Raw genomic sequence first — 19,295 nt, 5'->3', positions numbered from 1 at the left:
TAAATGGATATAATAAAAAAATTGGATTCAGCGTTTTTAAAAAAAGATGTACCTACGTGTAAAGTTGGCGATAGCGTTAAGGTATCTGTAAAGATCATTGAAGGTGAAAAAGAACGAACTCAGCTTTTTGCGGGAACGGTTATCGCAATTAAGGGCTCAGGTATTAACAAATCCTTCACGGTAAGAAGAATCTCTTTTGGTGAAGGTGTTGAACGTGTCTTTCAGTTTCATTCTCCACGCGTTGAAAAGATTGAAGTAGTAAAATCAGGTAGAGTGCGAAGAGCAAAATTGTACTATATACGCGGGAAGGTCGGAAAACAATCAAAGATTAAGGAAAAAAAGAAAGTTTCTTAGTGTATTGGTCGTATAGCACACAGGTACTGTGTTCTTTTAGATAGCAATCGAATGTATTCTTATTGTGTAGTGTGATAGTAGATAGTGAATCGAATAGTGAAAAAAGATAAGCTTTCCCCATCTGTAGATATGCTGAAATTTGAGCGTGATGCATGCAAAAAAGGTTTCAGGTGCATTGCAGGAGTAGATGAAGCAGGAAGAGGATGTCTTGCAGGACCTGTTGTTGCATCTGCTGTAGTCTTGCCGCAAGAGACCGTATTTAGTCAAAACCTCCCATTTTTATCAGAAATAAATGATTCAAAAAAACTTTCCGCAAAGAAAAGAGATTCTCTTTATCGCCAAATGATTTCTTGTGATGATATCCAGATAGGCATCGGTGTTGTTCCTGAAGGTGTTATTGACCGGATCAATATTCATCAAGCATCATTTCTTGCCATGAGAAAGGCTCTCGGCAATCTTCCTGAGATTCCAGAACTGATTTTGGTTGATGGTGTTTTTTCTATTCCTGAAGTTACTGTTTCTCAAATAGCGATTATTGGCGGGGATGGTGTCAGTGTATCAATCGCGGCGGCTTCAATTGTTGCTAAAGTTGTCAGGGATTCGATTATGCTCGAATATGATAAGAAATATCCGCAGTATGGGTTCAAGGAGCATAAAGGGTATGGCACGCGTGTTCATAATGAACAGCTTAAAATCTACGGTCCTTCACAGATACATAGAAGAAGTTATGAGCCCGTAAGAAAACTATGTGGTATATATAATGGGTGAAATAAACCAGGTCAGTGGTAATGTGCATAATAAGAAAATAGGTAAAGCTGGAGAAGATATTGCCGAACGATATTTGAAAAAAAATGGATATAGTGTACGCGAAAAGAATTTTAGATCACATTTTGGTGAAATAGATATTGTTGCGGAAGAAGCCGGTACAATCGTATTTGTAGAAGTGAAAACAAGAACATCTGATGCATATGGAGACGGTACAGAATCAATCACGATAAGCAAAATAAGAACAATTACCCGCACTGCCCAGTTGTATTTGAGCGCTTATAAATGTACAAATAGAGATTGTCGTTTTGATGTCATTGCTATACAATTGGTGCGTGGAGAAGTGTCTGAGTTGTCACATATAAAAAATGCTTTTTAATAATGAGGAAAAGGGAATGGATAAAGATAAATTAGATCTTATGTTTGAGATGCAAAAAGAGCTGAATAAGCGTATTGGTGTAGATACCGATACGATGACTGATGACCAGAGGCAGCAGTGGGTATTAAATTATTGTCGCGCACTGTCTCAGGAAACAGCAGAGCTGGTTGATAGTGTTCCTTGGAAATGGTGGGCAAAGTATCAGGATTTTGATAAACAAAATGCACGTGTTGAAGTGGTCGATCTCTTTCACTTTTTGATTTCTTTAGCACAGGTTTTGGAGCTATCTTCTGAAGACATTTGTAATACGTATATTAAGAAGAATAAAGTTAATCACGACCGACAGCTGACCGGTTATGCGGTAAAAGACGAAGCTGATAACAAAAATATATAAACAGATCCCAGATTGTAGACCGAAGACTATGGACAATAACCTGTCTGCGGTTTGTGGTCTCTAGTTTCTGGTCTATTGGGGGGAAAATGAATTTGAGAAACATATGTCTATTAGTAGCGGTTATTTGTGTTTCGGGTGTGTTTTTATTTGGATGTGGATCATCACCGGATAAAATTGTCTCGGGAACAATCACAACAGGTGGGGAAGTTGCTAAAGGTGTTGTTGATGGTACAGGTACAGTTGTTAGAGAAGTCGCTGATGGAACAGGAAAAGTGGTCGCGGCTGTTACTGGGGATACGGGAAGAGTGGTTCATGGTGCGGCAAACACAGCTGGAGGTGCAGTGGAAAATGTAACTGTTGGAGCAACGGAATCTGCAGACGATTTTGGCCAGACGGTGACTGGTATAGGTCAGGAGATGGGTAAAAAGAGAAATGTCGATGTATTTGGGCAGGACGTAGAAGTTAATCTTGAGAAAGACAAAAAAATACGGATGGAATTTTAGAGCGACGAAGATTATATAGTATAAATGCTAAGAGGATAGCCACCATAATGTACCGAGCATTACTTGTTATTATACTCTCATTTATTTTATGTGGTTGTGCGCAAACACAGGAGAGCGTGGATACATCTGGTGACGATCAAATAATTGTTGGTTCTGAAAGATTTAAACCCCTAGGTGGGCCATTTCGTATGAAAAGGGCCACTAAATGAGTGCGAGATATTGATTATGTTGGCTAAAGTCAAGTCAGGTAGCTATTATGGTGTTGATCCTTATCTTGTAGAAATAGAGGTGGATTGTTCAAAAGGTCTTCCAAATACAGTCATAGTAGGGCTTCCTGATGAAGCAGTTAAAGAAAGCAAAGATAGAGTCAAGTCAGCGATTATAAACTCAGGTTTTACATTTCCAAATAAGCGCATCACGATTAATTTAGCCCCTGCAGATATTAAAAAGGAAGGAGTTTCATTTGATCTTCCGATTGCTATTGGCATTCTCGCTGCATCAGGTCAGATCAAGCAAGATGTTCTGCACGATTTTTTGTTTATAGGTGAACTGGCACTTGATGGGATGATACGTCCGGTTAAGGGAGTTTTACCCATATTGTTGGGGCTGAAAAAATGGAAGATCTCAAAGATTGTTGTTCCTCAGGGGAATCATTGTGAAGCAGCAATGGTCCCTCATATCGAAACATATCCAATACATACCTTAAAAGATGTTGTCCAGTTCCTTCATGGGGCGATATCTCTTGAATGCGTCAAAACAGAAATAAAAGAACATACAGAGAATGATATAATATATGATGAAGATTTTATCGATGTAAAAGGGCAAACGCATGTAAAAAGAGCCCTTGAAATAGCAGCTGCAGGAGGTCACAATATTATATTGATTGGTCCTCCGGGATCAGGAAAGACAATGTTGGCTCGGAGATTTCGTACTATAATTCCTGAAATGACCGTTGATGAATCGCTTGAAGTAACAAATATACACAGTGTCGCAGGTATGTTGAAGTCAAAGAGAGGTGTTGTGAGCCAAAGACCTTTTCGGTCTCCTCATCATTCTGTTTCAACCGGTGGGCTTATCGGCGGCGGTTCATATCCAGTGCCGGGCGAGGTGAGTCTCTCACACAATGGGGTTCTCTTTCTTGATGAGTTTACCGAATTTCGTAGAGATGCACTTGAAGCGTTGCGGCAGCCGCTTGAAGATAGAGAGGTAAATATAACAAGAATAAAAGGGACAATAACATATCCTTCACGATTTATTCTTGTATGCTCGATGAATCCCTGCCCGTGTGGTCACTATACAGACCCAAAAAATGAGTGTAGGTGTACTCCTTACCAAATACAGAAGTATGTATCAAAAATATCAGGTCCGCTTTTAGACCGGATTGATATACATATAGATGTGCCTCCTTTAGAATATCATGAGCTGGCTGCAGATACTCAGGGTGAAAGCTCAACCGTTATTCGGCGTCGTGTAGGGATAGCTCGTCTTAAGCAAAGTGATCGCTATAAGGGAGAGGCAATACGTTCTAACGCCTATATGAAATCTAAGCAGATGAAAAAATATTGCAGTATTGCTCCTGAAGGGCATGTGCTTTTAAAAGAGGCTGAAGAGAGACTTGGGTTAAGCGCCCGCGGCTATGATAAGATTCTTAAGGTTGCTCGTACCATTGCAGATTTGGATAATTGTCAGGATATAGAACCTTATCATCTTGCAGAGGCTATTCAGTATAGAACATTAGATAGAAGTGTCTGGAATTAAACAGAATAAACGCATTACTATCGAATAAACAAGTATTTATACGAAATGGATTACATATGGGAAAATGTCCTTTTTGTGCTGAAGAAATAAAAGATGAGGCGATTAAATGCAGATATTGCGGGGAATTTGTCAGAAAGCAAGAAATAAACGTTGAGTGGGAAGTTGATGATGAGAACCAAACACATCATCATAAGAACAGTAAGCAAAAAGGTTTAACTGTAGAAGATGGTGTGAAATTCGGTATAGGGATATTTATTGTTCTGCCTCTATTAATATTGGGAATAGTCTATGTTGTTGGGACCGTTAGTACGGGGATTTTCTGTTTAACTGATTTAGGGCTTTTATTGGGTATTAGCATTCTTATCTTGATCGGCATTGCGGTCGCATTGAATAAAAAACGGTAGATAATTGCAATACATTGATATACAAGTAGTTATGAGAGCAGGGAACATTTGTGCATATCTTTCGTCTTAAGTGATGTCTCGATATTTATTGTGGGAGAGAGGTTTATATGAAATGTGCTCAGTACGCACTTCTTGAAAAAAAGATCGAGTATGTATTCAAAGACAGAAAATGCATAGAACAAGCGTTGACTCATACTTCCTATGTCCACGAGCTCAATGACTCGCATGAAACCTCTAATGAACGTATGGAATTATTGGGTGATGCGGTCATAGGGATGGTGGTAACTGAATATCTCTACACATATTTTCCTGATTATTCCGAGGGTGAAATGACGATTATTAAATCACGACTTGTGAGAGGTGAATATCTATCTAAGATAGCTAGTGAAATATCGTTAGGAAAATACATCTCATTAGGGAGGGGAGAAGAAAAGCTGGGTGGAAGGCATAGGGAGACGATTCTTGCAGCTACCTATGAAGCTCTTGTTGCGGCGATATATTTAGACGGGGGGCTGAGTGAAGCTCGAAGAGTTATAGTAGCCCTTATGAAAAAGGATCTCGATATGATTAGCCAGAGTTGTGATTACCTCGATAGTAAAAGTAGATTGCAGAAAATAACTCAAGCTGAATATGGGGTAATACCTGAATATACGGTACTTAAAGAGGATGGCCCATCACATAAAAAAGAGTTCAAAGTATGCGGAACGATACTTGATAAGTATAAGGCCAAAGCGACAGGAAGCAGTAAAAAGGCGGCCCAGCAGGCAGTTGCTGCGTTACTCATAAAACAGATAAATAATAGATAAAAAAGTAGATAATTTTTGACAAAATAATAAGGAGGTGCTATAGTTTCCAGACTTACCAGCTTATGAGTAAGTCAATAATTACGAGGTGGTTTAATACGGTGTTATTCCACGAAGAAAATTTAGAACATTAAATAATAAGGAGGAGGTGTTCAGAATGAATAAAACAGTCGTTTCTTTAATGGTAGGGGCATTAATGCTTTTAGTTGCAAGCTGTGGGCAGGCTGGTCCGCTCGTGGTCGACAATTTTGACACTGGTTCAAAGCCTAATAAGCTCGGTGCAGATTTCGGTTCATGGGATAAGGATCCTAACGATCAAACACAGGGATGCCAAATGTCATTTGATTCTACAATCAAACATGGCGATAGCGGTTATTCTTGCAGACTTGACTATGATGTTGAAAGTCCAAACCCTGCATATAATGGTTTTTGGATGAAGCTTAATAATCTTGATGGAAGAAAGCACAAATATTTGGTCATGTATGTAAAAGGTGATACAGAGAAAGGTTTTACTTCACAGTTTAAAGTAGAATTGAAGAATAAGAATGAAGTTGGAAAATACCTGGTAACTGGTATTAACGATTCTTGGCAGAAAATCAAAATTCCTATTAAGAAGTTTAGAGGTCTTACTGACTTTTCTGCGTTAACAGAAGTAATAGTTGTTTTCGATGATATTAACAGTACTGAAAGATATGGTGCTCTCAATATCGATGATATTTATTTCGAATAAATAGAGTCTTATGCCGCGTGCGGCAGTGGATAAAAAAGGCAGAAGGTTGGTTTTACACCTTCTGCCTTTTTTTATATTTACGCAGAACCCCTGAGAATTACAGGTTAACCCCTTTTGAGGTCTCAAATGGCAAAAAATAACAGACATATGCGGAATATCTATCTTGCCACTATTGTATTGTCTTTTTGCATTATTATTGGGGCCATGTTTCTTCAAAACTCTTCTTCCGATACTCAGAATACCACTAGCGGAGAAACTGCTGGCAACCTTCAAAATGATCATGCTGATAGATGTATTATCGATGATTTTGAAAGTGGTGTTATGGGGAATAATCTTAATGGGAATTCCGGTGCATGGGAAGAAGATCCTTCGAATAGAGAGCAGTATTGTCGGGCATCGATTGTTTCCGCTCAGCCTCGTGTCAAAGATAGTAAATATTTACGATTAGATTATGACGTTGAGTCATCGATACCTGTCTCAAATGGATATTGGACACTGCTTAATAAATTCGATATGTCAGGGTATGATCATTTAGAGTTTTGGGTTAAGGGTGATAAGGAATTGGGATATACCACGACGTTTAAGATTGAATGTAAGAAAAAATGCATCGCAAATGAGGATGAAGAAAAGAAAAAGGTATATGGTGATCCCCAATGGGTTAAAGGGAGCTATATTGTTACCGGAATTACCGATCAGTGGCAAAGAGTACGTATTCCATTGAATGTTATGAATGGAATCCGCCACTGGAGTGGGATGGACGAGCTTGTCATTGTGTTTAAAGATCGATTATGTGACAAAAAAACTGGAACGATCCTGATTGATGATATAGCAGTTGTAAAAACCGGGGATCCGGGACCAAGCATATATGATGAAGTTAAGCGCCATCAAGAAAAGGGTATCCGCGGTCTATCGAAGATTGATACGGCAAAGTACCTTATAGAGAAACGACTTGGTGGAAAGTTTCCAACCCAAGTTGTTGTCAAAAAAGAATTTTCGGTCGATGATAGGGCTTTTCTGAAAGAAATTGCCCGCGATACTTGGAAGTACTTTGAGTTATTTGTAGATAAGGATACGCACCTTCCGTTAGATACGATCGTATTTACAAAAGATACAGTGCTTGGAGATGAAACCATAATAGGTGATTACACGAATGTTACCAATATTGGCATATATCTGATGTGTATAGTTTCCGCACACGACCTAGGTTTTATTTCTAGAGATGAAGCAATTAAACGCATAACACAAACAATTGATTCCGTTGAGAAAATGGAAAAATATAGCAATAATTTTCCTTATAATTATTATGATACGTCTACGTTGGAAAGAACAAGCTACTTTATTTCATCTGTTGATTCCGGCTGGCTTGTGTTAGGGCTCTATGTGGTAAGAAACGCATTTAAAGAAGAGTTGTATGGTAGAGCAACATCAATTATTGATGCTATGGACTTCAGTTTTTTTTATGATGAGGTAGAACAACATATGAGCCACGGGTATTATACGAACATTCAGTATCCATCAGAATATAATTATGGCATATTTTATACCGAACCGCGTGCAGTGAGCTATATGGCTATTGGAAAAGGTGATATCCCTATTGAACATTGGTTTAAGCTGCATAGAACCTTTCCCGCAAAATATAAGTGGCAGCAGATGGATCCCGAAAATCGTCACGAAAAAGTTTACCTTGGTGTGCCTATGTATGGCGGATACTACGAGTATGATGGATTAAAATATGTTCCGAGCTGGGGGGGGTCGCTCTTTGAAGCGTTGATGCCAACTTTGGTGATAGAGGAGAAACAAGTAGCGCCTGAAGGATTGGGAATGAACGATAAGGTTCATGCGCTCTTGCATGCGCGATATGCTTTAGGAGAGTTAGGATATCCTGTATGGGGCATGAGTCCGTCAAGTGTTCCGGGCGACGGATACTCTGAGTATGGTGTTCCTATACTTGGATCTCGAGGATATAAAACGGGTGTGGTGACGCCGCATGTGACATTTCTAGCGCTTGAATTTGTTCCAAAAGAAGCCATAAAGAATATGAGAGTGATGATTGAGTTATATGATATATATGGCGAGTGCGGTTTTTATGATGCAGTCGATCCCCATACAGGGAAAGTCTCGTATAAGTACCTCGCTCTCGATCAAGGGATGATCCTTATCGCCCTTAACAATTATTTGAATGACGGGGCAATACGTAAACGTTTTGCTCAAGATGATGTAAATAACAACGCAAAAAAATTACTTGAAGTGGAAAAATTACTTGAATGAGTATATAATGTTTCTTGGTTATTTTAATCAGGGTGATGTATGAAAAAAGTATTGAGACAGAGTTTTTTTAGCATATGTATTATTGTTTTGGTCATGTTGTGCCAAAAGCATGCATTATCAGAAACACTGTGTGTAGATAATTTTAATTCTCGTGGGGGCCCAAACAAAGTTGGTGGCGCGTCCGATACATGGTGTAAGAGCGTTAGCAAAATACTTTCTGGCTATAAAAAGAATGAAACCAAAATAGTATTGTTTGAGAAACCTCTCAGTGGATATGCCTTAAAATTAAAATACGATGTAGATAGTAAGGGTGGAGAGGCAGGGTGGTGGACCGCTCTTAATAAAGCTGATTATTCTGCATATGATACGTTCTCTTTCTGGGTGAGAGGAGATTTCGGTGGAGAGAAATGTACTATTGGCATAAAAGATGTTTTGTGGTTCGAAACAAAATTACCGATCGATAGATATCTTGAAAGCGGCATTACTGGGGAGTGGCAAAAAGTCGTTATTCCCCTTTCTGATTTCTCAGACATACATGATTGGCATTCACTTGATAATATATCCATAACATTTGATTACGGGAAAGATAGCTCTAATTACGGAACGATATATTTTGATAACTTTGAATTGGTGCGGCAGGGTGAAGGAATATTAAATGGGATAGCTCCCCAGGTTGTTATTGAGCAGCCAAACGTTGAAAACATGACGAACGATGAGTTCATGGACTTTGTTCAAAAGAAAGCATTTCTCTTCTTTTGGAAAGGGGCTAATCCAAAAAATGGGCTTATAAAAGACATATCACATGCATTTAAAGATGACAATTATCATGTGTGCAGTATTGCATCAGTCGGGTTTGGGCTCGCGGCTATATGTGTAGCTGAAGAAAGGGGATGGATTTCACATTTCTCTGCATATTCCCGTGTTCTTACAACGCTCAAATATTTTTATAACGATGTATGTGATGTGCATGGTTTTTACTATCATTACCTGGATATGAAAACAGGCCAACGAAAAAACATGTGTGAAGTTTCATCGATTGATACGGCGTTATTCATTGCAGGTGCGCTTGTTGCGGGGCAGTATTATATGGGGACCGAAGTTGAAGAGTTAGCACAGAAACTATATGAACGTGTTGAGTGGCCCTGGCTTATGAATAGAAAAGGGTTTATATCAATGGGGTACACCTGTGACGAAGAGCGGATCAGTTATAGTTGGGATTCATATAATGAATTAGCGATACTCTATATTCTGGCTATTGGATCTCCAACGCACCCCATAAGTGCTGATGCATGGATGCGATTAAAAAGACCGGAAATGAAATATGGAGAGTACTCATTTGTTGGTATTTTACCTTTATTTACTCATCAATATTCTCATATATGGATTAATTTTAAGAATAAAAGAGATGCATTTATGGACTATTTTGAAAATTCGATTCTTGCGACAATGGCAAACCGAAAGTGGTGTATAGATAATAGTGATTATTATAAGGGATTTAAAAAAGATTGTTGGGGGCTTACTGCGTCTGATGGTCCTCGTGGATATGCGATATATGGTGCTCCGAACGGTTTTTGTGACGGAACAATAGCTCCAACTGCTGCTCTGGGTTCTTTTGTGTTCACTCCAGAATATTCACTATCTGCAATGAAGCATATGTACAAGAAATATGGCAAAAAAATATGGGGCAAGTTCGGATTTATTGATGCATTTAATCCTTCAGAGAAATGGTTTTCAAAAATGAATATCGGTATTGATCAGGGCCCAATACTTTTAATGATCGAAAATTATCGCTCGGGCATGATTTGGAAATATTTCATGAAAAATAAATCGGTACGAAGTGCATTGCGTTCATGCGGCTTTAAGTCGTCGAAATCGAATACAAACGTAAAAACACTTAAAAATCCCTATGCGGATAAAAAGAAAAACAGTAAAAAGTAGAGTGTATATTGCAGATAGTTTATGTGATAATACTCTTGTGTAATAATATAACAAAAACGACCTGAGCATATATTTGCTCACGAGAAGGAGCTCATAGTATGAGGAAAAAATATGCCATGTATATTTTATGTAGCGTGTGTATTCTTTTTGTTGGTTCATTTGAGGCGATGTCTGCTTCAGAGGAAAAAATAACACTCTACGATTTTCAGGAAAATGATATTGTAAAAAAGAAGAATATTGAATATGGCACGTGGGAAACTCATCCGAGTTACATTGCTGATGCTAACGTTATAACGCCAAAAAACGAGAATGAAGCGCGCAAAAGGGGTAAAGTCTTGCAGGTTGATTATGATCTTTCGTATCCGGAAGAAGATATTCCCTCAACAGGATACCCTGTCTTTAATGGTGTATGGTTTAAGCTCGATAAAATTGATCTAAGAGATGTCGATAAAATGTCTATCGGTATAAAAGGGGATAAGAAAAGAGATTATACACATGTATGCAAATTTGAAATAAAGAATAATGTTGGCGAGAAGGCATCGCTATACATTGATGGCATACAAGGAAGGTGGAGAAGGTTTTATATTCCCCTTAAAATGTTTAGAGACGGGGAAGATAAACCAATGAAAGATCTCTCATCGTTAACAGAATTGATTCTTGTGTTTGAGAAGAATAAGGTTACTTCGTCTGAAGGAACGATATATATTGATGATATTGAATTTATAAAGAAGGATAAGGCGAAGCAATAAAGATAATTATTATATTGTGCATGTAAGGAGGAAACGCATACATGGAATTTACTGCAAATAACAAGAGTTTTGTTCTTAATGATAAACCATATTGTTTGTATTCGGGAGAAATTCATTATTACAGAATCAAAAAGAAATTATGGCGGGTTCATCTCGAAAAACTAAAAAAGGCAAATTGCGATTTTGTGTCAACCTATGTCCCATGGGATTGGCACGAATATGAAGAAGGTAAATTTGATTTCGAGGGGAAAACGGTTCCTGAAAGAGATTTGATCGGATTTATTAAACTTGCTAAGAAAATGAATCTGTATGTGACTATAAAGCCCGGTCCGTACATTATTGCAGAATATATCAATCAGGGTCTTCCTCTCTGGTTGTCAAAAAACTATCCTGATCACCTGGCATTAACACCACAAGGAATAAATGTATTTCCATTTATTGTTTCCTATATGCATCCTGATTTTCTCGCGTGTATCAGAAGATGGTATGACAAAGTGCTTGCGATTGTGCGCGACTATCAGGTTGAGAACAATGGGCCAATTGCCATGCTGCAGGTATGTAATGAAGTTGGACTTAATCAATGGCTTGGGGGGTTAGGAGATTACAGCCCTGTCACGTTGCAATATTATCATCAATACCTCAAAGATAAATATAAAGATATTGCCGAGATGAATTCGATAATGTCTACACATTACAAAACATTTGATGAGGTTGAAGCGCCTTCAGGGATTGCGTGTACGAAACATCATTTTAATTTACACAGGCAATGGCATTTATTTCATCGTCATTATTATGCATTGTATCTTGATTGGATTATCGATGAAGTGCGCAGCCATGATGTAAATGTACTGCTCTATCATAATGTTCCCGGATGGGTGTACAGTCGCGCAAAAGATTTTCCTTTGAATATAACTATGTATGATGAGGTATTCAAGAAACATAAAGATGTTGTTTTTGGCGTTGATCATATTCCTGAGAACCCTTCATATCGGAATATGCACGATGATTTCCCCTGTAATGAAATATTAAAGGCGATGCGGTTTAGAGAAGGACCGATCTTTGCCGCTGAATTTCAGGCTGGGTCAAGAGAGTATTGCGTGAGAACATATCCGAAAGAATTAGAACTCTTTTATAAATCAAGCTTAGGTAACGGGCTTTTCGGGATGAATTTTTATATGTTCTCGCAAGGGAAGAATCCGCAAGGGAAAGGGCATTATGGCCCGACATTTTATTGGGATACCGCACTTGATGTAGAAGGTAAAGAATTGCCGCTATACTCTGTAATTAAGGATATGGGGTATTGGTTAGGCTATAACGGGCAATTCTTGTTGCGTTCGGAAAGAAAAAGTAATATGGCGGTAGGTTTTTATGCTCCGTACTATGAAACCGAGTTCACACATCCTTTTGGCGGTGCTTTTCTGTTTGATCCATATGGTATTGGATTGAAATATGATACCAAGCCGGTACGGGACCAAATTTATTTTGATGGACTCTTAAAAGCGGTACAGATGCTTAACTATGACATCGATATATATGATCTTGAAAAAACAACGGTTGAAGAATTGTTGGAATACAAGCAGCTCTCAGTAGTATCACTTGAGTATATGTCCCCCGAGACACAGAGAAAAATAGTCGATTATGTAAGGCGCGGCGGTAATCTTATTTTGATGCCTACAGTACCGCATTTTGACCTGTTCCTTAATAAATGCACAATTCTAAAGGATGCCTTAAAGCTTAAGGAGATTGCCAGTATTACTCCTGCTTCTCCAAAAATTGATTTTATGGGAATGACTGATCAATATGTTTTTTCAAGGATTAACGAATATGAGAGTAATGCAGGAAAAGTAATTGCCCGTGTGAGCGATGATGGTAAGCCATGTGGGTTTAATATTAAGTGTGGCAAAGGGAAGGTTCTCTTTTTGGGAACAGGTTTTACAAATTGCATTCACGAACACAGGCTTGCATACGAGAAAATATTGAGTTTTGGCCATATAAAGAAAAATGCATATGCGGATAATGAAGATATAAGAGTCGTTCAGCGGTTTGGTACTGATTACGCGTATCTTTTTATAATAAATTACCACAATATGGCACATACAACGAAAGTGTTCTATACGGATCCGATTACAGGAAAAGAATTGTGTTTGCCGAAAAAGGGGCGTATGACAATTCCCCCCATGACTGCATATATGCTACCGGTATGTTTGCCGCTGCCAAAAGAGAAAGGTCGTATCGTGTCATCAACAGTTGAAGTGTATAATTCAAAAGTAAAGAAAGCACAACTCATCATTGATGTAAAAGGTATTCCGTCCGAACAGGGTGAGCTTGATCTTGAGTTGCAATCTAAGCCTAAATCAGTATTATATAATAATAAGAAAATATTATTCTCAGGTGCAGGAAAGAAGATATCTTTAAAGTTCATAAATAGGGAAGGATTTTCAAAAATTAGTATTAATTTTTGACGGTGAATACGTATGACACATAAAAAGAATAAAAAAGGATTTACTCTCGTAGAACTGTTGGTTGTGGTTGGTATTTTAGTGGTTTTGGTTGGGCTTCTTCTTCCAGCAATATTCTCTGCAAAAGAAAAAGCGAATCAGGCAAAATGTGCATCAAATATGCGTCAGATATTGATTGGGATAAATTTGTTTGAGCAGGATCATAAGGTATTCCCAACAGTTGCCAATAATGGTCAGTTAATCAGTACTTTATATCCAACCTATGTTGAGAGTTATGATGTGTTCAAATGCCCGAGCTTTCGTAATCAAGCGGGAGAAAAAAGAGGACCGATAAATGGGAACTATACCCATTATGATTATAATCCGAGTACGCATTTGGTTGATACTGCAGCTGATAACCCTGATATAGCACTCAGTCATACGGTGCTCTTAATTGACACTATATACAATGATGCGAATCCACGCCATACAGGTGGCAGCAATCTTGGTTTTGCCGACGGACATGTTGAGTGGTTCTCGAAGAATGCCTACACCAAGCCCGAACCAGGGTATCCAGCAAACGGCAGCTGGCAATCATGGGGAAAAAGACCGTAACTCGTACTCACGAAATTTGTAAATAAATTTCTCTGGGTTTAGTCTCCGAAGGGGATAACACGTTGTTAGTGATTGTGCTAGGGGCTAGATTTTAGGCGTTTTTTTTATGTTGTGTTTTTAGTCTGTAGTCTCTGGTCTGAGGTCTTTAGTCTCAAATTATAGGTATTATTTTTTTCTTAAAGCTTACAACTTACAGCTTATAGCTTAAGAAAGGTTTATAGCATGAAACGTCTTCCTGCCGTAGCCGGTCAGTTTTATCCAGACACTGAGAAATTACTCAAAATTGAGATAGAAAAATATATTGATCCTAAAAAAGATAAGAGCAATGTTATTGGGGTTATGAGTCCGCATGCGGGATATATGTGCTCTGGAATGGTTGCGGGGCAATTGTTTTCCGAAATACATGTTCCTGATACTGTTATTATACTTGGACCAAATCACCGGGGTCTCGGATCGGATTATGCTATTATGTCTGAAGGTCAGTGGCAGACTCCTCTTGGCACGGTCGATATAGATCAAACGCTTGCATATAAGATAAGAGAAAAGTGCTCCTATATCAAAGAGGACGAAGATGCTCACCGACACGAACACTCACTTGAGGTGCAGGTGCCTTTTTTGCAGTACGTGAAAAAAGATGTCAGGATTGTACCGATATGTATTGGTGGGTATGATGAAGAGGTGTTTGAGTGTGTGGGAAAATGTATTGCTGAGTCTATTAAAGAGACGGAGTCAAAAGTATTAATTATTGCGAGCTCTGACATGACACATTATGAGTCGGCAGAAGCTGCAAAAGAAAAAGATGAAATGGCCTTGCAGGCAATATTAAAACTCGATGAAAAGAAAATGCTGCACACAGTAAGTGATTATAATATTACCATGTGCGGGTATGCCCCCACGGCGATTATGCTTATTGCCGCGAAAGAACTTGGCGCAAAAAAAGCACACCTTGTCTCATATATGAATAGTGGCGATGCCATAGGTGATTATAGTTCCGTTGTCGGGTACGCCGGTGTAACGGTATCCTGAAGTGCGCGTTAGCGTTTCTTTGAGAGGCGTCGATATTCATCGAGAGCGAAACGATCAGTCATTCCCGCAATATAGTCACAAATAAATCGTTTTTTTGTTTCTTCCGAGTGTTTTCTCTTTGTTTGTACTGGCAACAGTTCTTCATTCTTTCTATACGTTTCAAATAAATATGTAACTACTTTTGTTGCGTTCTTATTCATTTTTTGTACACGAGGATGTGTGTACAGTTTATTTAAGAGAAATTTTTTGAGGATAGTTCCGTCCTTGAGGAGATTTTTGCTCGGGACAACGATGTTTTCGTGATGGTTGCGTACATCATTGGCACTTTTGATGCGTAACGATCGAATTAATTTTTCGGTATTAAATATCACATCTTTTGCCTGTGTGTCGATGAGAGCCCGTACACTGAAATAACGAATGACTTCATCTGATGCGCGAGGATGCGCTTTTCTAATGTCATTGAGGCACGCATTCCATAAAGGTACGGAGTGCAATTCTTTTTCTGTTAAAAGACCTGATGAAAGCCCATCGTCGACATCATGACAGTTATAGGCAATCTCATCAGCAATATCGACAACTTGTGCTTCAAGTGATGAAGACGTATCTTTTTTAAAAGCGGACATATCGGGTTTGTCATAGGTGCTTTTATGTTTCATTATCCCTTCACGCACCTCCCATGTGAGATTAAGGCCAGGGTGTGTGGGATATTTTTTTTCAAGAACTTCGACAACACGAAGACTCTGTTTATTATGTTCAAACCCTTCCTGATCGGACATTAGTTCAGCAAGTGCGTGTTCTCCGGTATGGCCAAAAGGAGGATGCCCAAGATCATGTGCTAAGGCAATTGCGACTGTGAGATCTTCATTAAGTTTCAGTGCGCGTGCAATGGTGCGGGCAATTGAACCGACTTCAAGGGTATGGGTAAGACGGGTACGGTAATGGTCGCCTTCATGATTAACAAACACTTGCGTTTTATATTCAAGGCGCCTAAATGCTCTGCTATGTACAATTCTATCGCAATCACGCTGATAAATAGTCCTAAACGCATGGGCTGATTCAGGATATATTCTCCCCTTGGAGTTCTTTGATTTCTGTGCGTAGGGTGCAAGAAATTCCTGTTCGTATCTGTTCCATTCTTTCATGGTAAGTGTCATTGTATGTTCCTTATGATTGATTGAATGAGCGGGTACAGTTTCTTTTGAGTGTTTTTATAAACACGTGAGACATCAGTATGAGACGCGTGTACCTTCTTTTTAGTATGACTGTGGTGAATATTGGTAATAATAGATAACCCACATACATGAAGATTAAGAAATCGTGCGAAAATTGTTTCAAAAGGAAGGGACATGCCCACACAATCAGCACCTAATGATCGAAACGCTCTTATTTCAGCCTGTGTTTCATATGTGGGACCTGATACTCCAAGGTAGACTCCCTTTTTTAGTTGTAGAGAAAGAGTGCGCGCTGATTGTTGTGCAATCTTCCTGAGTATGGTGCTATAGGCATGTGTCAGCTCAAGAAAAGGAATTGCGTTGTCATTGTCCCGCAGCCCAATCAGAGGGTGCGTGCCCATAAAATTGATGTGATCAGTGACAAGCATTATGTCTCCCGGTGTAAGTTTTGGGTGTATCCCCCCGGCGGCATTAATAATTATTACTGATTGAACCCCAAGTTTTTTCATAATTGTCAGAGGTAATCGTACGGTGTCTAGTGGAGTGCCTTCATATACATGGAATCGTCCTTCCTGAATAATAACATCTTTTCCTTCTGTATTTCCCAGAACGAAACGACCGGAGTGTCCCGGAACAGATGGTTTTGGCAGTTGTGGAATAGTAGAGAAAGGAATAATAGTTTTATTGGAAAGCGGTATAGGTGACGGAAGAACATCAAAACCGCTTATGATACCTATCTTTGGTTTGATAGAGGTTTTCTTTTTGATCGATGAAATTATTTTTGATGTATGTATGCTCGTTTTTTTCATAATAATAGTCCTTATTATAGTTCATGGTTCATCGTTCATAGATAAAAATGGTTAAAACGGACACCGTTCAACGTGAAATGACCACCATGTCTTTAAAGCTCTTACCTATCTTTGTCTTACCAACATTTAATATATCAGCTAAAGTTTGCCCGCAATCAGCGAAGGTTGTACGTGTTCCAATATCTATGCCTTGTTGTATATTTCTTCCGTATAGCAAAAGTGGAACATATTCACGGGTGTGATCAGTACCAGGGTGTGTGGGGTCGCATCCATGGTCAGCTGTAATGACCAGTATGTCATTATCTTTAAGCGAGTTCATAATATTGTTGAGTTTCCGGTCAAAGTGTCTGAGGGCTTTGTAGTATCCTTCGACATTATTTCTATGTCCGTATGCAGTATCAAAATCTACAAGGTTTGCAAATGTAAGCGTGTAGCGTTTTTTCTGTATAGAAAACATAATTTCATCTATAGCATGTGCATTTGACGAGGTATGGATAGATCGAGTAATTCCTCTGCCGCAGAATATGTCACTAATTTTACCTATTCCTAATGTGGTGCCTTTTTTCTGCGCAATAAGATCAAGAAGTGTTGTTCCTTGAGGGGGAATAGCAAAATCTTTTCTACGTTCAGTTCGTGTGAATGAACCTGGCTTTCCTGTAAAGGGACGTGCAATAACCCTGCACACATTATGTTTCCCCTTGAGTAATGATCGGGCAATTTCACAAATCTCGTAGAGTTTTTTTACCGAAACAACTTCTTCGTGACAGGCAATTTGAAAAACACTATCTGCTGATGTGTATACGATCGGATATCCGGTCTTTACATGTTCGGCGCCGAGATCTTTAATGATTTCTGTTCCTGACGCAGCGCAGTTTCCCAATATATCTGTTTTTATTTTTTCCTTAAATGGATTGATGATTTCTTTGGGAAAACCATTCGGGTATGTCGGAAACGGTTTTTTTGTCAGTACACCACAGAGCTCCCAATGACCGGTTGATGTATCTTTTCCGGCTGATTTTTCTGCCATTAAACCATACGAACCAATCGGGCGTGGTGTTTGTTTTATATGTTTTGATGGAGTGATATTGCCGAGGCCAAGCTTTTGCAAATGGGGGAGACTAAACCCTTTAGTTTTTTTTGCGATATTGTAAAGGGTGTTTGCTCCTTTGTCGCCATATGATTCAGCGTCGGGGAGAGCTCCGATACCTACACTATCTAATATTATAAGAAAAATTCTTGTTTTTTTATCTATCATTGAGTAAAAATGGTTTTGGTAAGAATGAATTGATTCTACTTGTTTTGATTTTTCCTGAACGATCTTTAGTTATAATAGTAAGTTTTGGCGCGTACTCACATAATATTTGTAAGCATGCTCCGCAGGGAACAATGTCATCGATATCATTACTGAAGATAGCAAGAGATTGAAATGATGAGTATCCTTCACTTAATGCCTTAAAGAGTGCAACTCGTTCAGCGCACATGGTGAGTCCATAAGAACAGTTTTCAATATTGCATCCAGTGTACACCTTTCCTTCTTTTGTGAGGAGCGCTGCCCCTACTTTAACAGACGAATATGGCGCTTTTGCATGCTTGAGTGCGGTAGCTGCTTTCTTTAAGAGAGTAACTTTATCCATAAGTGCATTCTATCATGAATGAGCCATGAAGTGAATATTATTAGTGGTTCGGTGTTCGTGGATAGTGACTCGTAACTCAATATTCGTATTTTGGAAACACCTCCGGACCTAAATTTACTCCAAACCGTTAGTATAATAATCTCAAATACTATTCATAACTACATCTCATAGAGGGTTTAAAAATACACTCGACGACCCTTAGAACGTGCAAAACCAATAATAGTAGCTATTGATATAAGCAAGAACAAAGTCATCAAGTAACATTAAAAAAGTGTAAACCATGTTTCAGTTGTACCGCCGATGAGTGAACACATGGAGCGATCTGCCTTCAAGGCGGGACAGAGGCGCTATGGTTTAGCCAAGAAGTCCTCCCAAGGAAATAAGAAATGGATTGAGGATCTTTTCCCACCCGACTACCCAATATAAGGAATTTTTAATGAATGGGAATTGGGATTTTTTGTCAGACGGCTGCCCCCATTCAGCCGCCTGACTAAGGATAATTATTTATTGTATTTGTAGAGTATTTTCAGCTTGCTAAAATTGTCGAAATGGATAC

General features: G+C 38.9%; 19 protein-coding genes. 15 read left to right on the top strand and 4 right to left on the bottom strand.

Translation table 11 applies throughout. The features are described from left to right. The first annotated feature begins 3 nt into the window (after nt 1-3). The 15 genes from rplS to amrB all read left to right on the top strand — a co-directional run bounded on the left by rplS (nt 4) and on the right by amrB (nt 15,124). Nucleotides 4-354, top strand: a complete 351-nt coding sequence (rplS, locus tag P9M13_10020; protein ID MDP8263618.1) for a 50S ribosomal protein L19 — start codon at nt 4-6, stop codon at nt 352-354. 84 nt (nt 355-438) lie between these two features. Further along, the gene (locus tag P9M13_10015; protein MDP8263617.1) at nt 439-1,122 is read left to right on the top strand and encodes a ribonuclease HII; all 684 of its coding nucleotides are present in this window, start codon (nt 439-441) and stop codon (nt 1,120-1,122) included. After that, nucleotides 1,115-1,498, top strand: coding sequence for a YraN family protein (locus P9M13_10010; GenBank protein ID MDP8263616.1), 384 nt, complete (start codon nt 1,115-1,117; stop codon nt 1,496-1,498). Before P9M13_10015 ends, P9M13_10010 begins: the two co-directional genes overlap by 8 nt. A 16-nt stretch (nt 1,499-1,514) precedes the next feature. After that, complete coding sequence (locus P9M13_10005) at nt 1,515-1,892, top strand: dUTPase (protein MDP8263615.1); 378 nt, start codon at nt 1,515-1,517, stop codon at nt 1,890-1,892. An 86-nt stretch (nt 1,893-1,978) separates the two neighbouring features. Beyond that, nucleotides 1,979-2,395, top strand: coding sequence for a hypothetical protein (locus tag P9M13_10000; protein ID MDP8263614.1), 417 nt, complete (start codon nt 1,979-1,981; stop codon nt 2,393-2,395). Nucleotides 2,396-2,620: 225 nt separating this feature from the next. Next, the gene (locus P9M13_09995; protein ID MDP8263613.1) at nt 2,621-4,153 is read left to right on the top strand and encodes a YifB family Mg chelatase-like AAA ATPase; all 1,533 of its coding nucleotides are present in this window, start codon (nt 2,621-2,623) and stop codon (nt 4,151-4,153) included. A 56-nt stretch (nt 4,154-4,209) separates the two neighbouring features. Further along, nucleotides 4,210-4,557 (top strand): hypothetical protein, encoded by a 348-nt coding sequence (locus P9M13_09990; GenBank protein MDP8263612.1) that lies wholly within the window; start codon nt 4,210-4,212, stop codon nt 4,555-4,557. Nucleotides 4,558-4,664: 107 nt separating this feature from the next. Next, entirely contained in the window at nt 4,665-5,363 is a 699-nt protein-coding gene (rnc, locus tag P9M13_09985; protein ID MDP8263611.1) for a ribonuclease III, read from the top strand. A gap of 154 nt (nt 5,364-5,517) precedes the next feature. Continuing rightward, nucleotides 5,518-6,090, top strand: a complete 573-nt coding sequence (locus P9M13_09980; protein MDP8263610.1) for a carbohydrate binding domain-containing protein — start codon at nt 5,518-5,520, stop codon at nt 6,088-6,090. Between the two features lie 126 nt (nt 6,091-6,216). Further along, nucleotides 6,217-8,358, top strand: coding sequence for a glucoamylase family protein (locus tag P9M13_09975; protein ID MDP8263609.1), 2,142 nt, complete (start codon nt 6,217-6,219; stop codon nt 8,356-8,358). Nucleotides 8,359-8,397: 39 nt separating this feature from the next. Then, complete coding sequence (locus tag P9M13_09970) at nt 8,398-10,296, top strand: glucoamylase family protein (GenBank protein ID MDP8263608.1); 1,899 nt, start codon at nt 8,398-8,400, stop codon at nt 10,294-10,296. Between the two features lie 98 nt (nt 10,297-10,394). Continuing rightward, the gene (locus tag P9M13_09965; protein ID MDP8263607.1) at nt 10,395-11,045 is read left to right on the top strand and encodes a hypothetical protein; all 651 of its coding nucleotides are present in this window, start codon (nt 10,395-10,397) and stop codon (nt 11,043-11,045) included. A gap of 41 nt (nt 11,046-11,086) precedes the next feature. Beyond that, on the top strand, nt 11,087-13,507 hold the full coding sequence (locus tag P9M13_09960; GenBank protein MDP8263606.1) for a beta-galactosidase: 2,421 nt from the start codon (nt 11,087-11,089) through the stop codon (nt 13,505-13,507). Nucleotides 13,508-13,519: 12 nt separating this feature from the next. Beyond that, nucleotides 13,520-14,098: a prepilin-type N-terminal cleavage/methylation domain-containing protein gene (locus P9M13_09955; GenBank protein ID MDP8263605.1), complete on the top strand. Its 579-nt coding sequence runs from the start codon at nt 13,520-13,522 to the stop codon at nt 14,096-14,098. Nucleotides 14,099-14,320: 222 nt separating this feature from the next. Next, entirely contained in the window at nt 14,321-15,124 is an 804-nt protein-coding gene (gene amrB, locus P9M13_09950) for an AmmeMemoRadiSam system protein B (GenBank protein MDP8263604.1), read from the top strand. An 8-nt stretch (nt 15,125-15,132) separates the two neighbouring features. On the opposite strand, the gene P9M13_09945 is transcribed toward amrB, so the two are convergent. The 4 genes from P9M13_09945 to P9M13_09930 form a co-directional block, all read right to left on the bottom strand. After that, complete coding sequence (locus P9M13_09945; protein ID MDP8263603.1) at nt 15,133-16,278, bottom strand: deoxyguanosinetriphosphate triphosphohydrolase; 1,146 nt, start codon at nt 16,276-16,278, stop codon at nt 15,133-15,135. Continuing rightward, nucleotides 16,275-17,105: a purine-nucleoside phosphorylase gene (locus P9M13_09940; GenBank protein MDP8263602.1), complete on the bottom strand. Its 831-nt coding sequence runs from the start codon at nt 17,103-17,105 to the stop codon at nt 16,275-16,277. Before P9M13_09940 ends, P9M13_09945 begins: the two co-directional genes overlap by 4 nt. A gap of 67 nt (nt 17,106-17,172) precedes the next feature. Further along, nucleotides 17,173-18,360, bottom strand: a complete 1,188-nt coding sequence (locus P9M13_09935) for a phosphopentomutase (protein MDP8263601.1) — start codon at nt 18,358-18,360, stop codon at nt 17,173-17,175. Continuing rightward, complete coding sequence (locus tag P9M13_09930; protein ID MDP8263600.1) at nt 18,350-18,739, bottom strand: cytidine deaminase; 390 nt, start codon at nt 18,737-18,739, stop codon at nt 18,350-18,352. Before P9M13_09930 ends, P9M13_09935 begins: the two co-directional genes overlap by 11 nt. Between the last annotated feature and the right edge of the window lie 556 nt (nt 18,740-19,295).

It is taken from the genome of Candidatus Ancaeobacter aquaticus (assembly GCA_030765405.1).
GTDB classification, from domain to species: domain Bacteria; phylum Auribacterota; class Ancaeobacteria; order Ancaeobacterales; family Ancaeobacteraceae; genus Ancaeobacter; species Ancaeobacter aquaticus.
The sequence above is the reverse complement of the archived record's forward strand: the minus strand, read 5'-3'. Positions and strand labels throughout refer to the sequence as shown.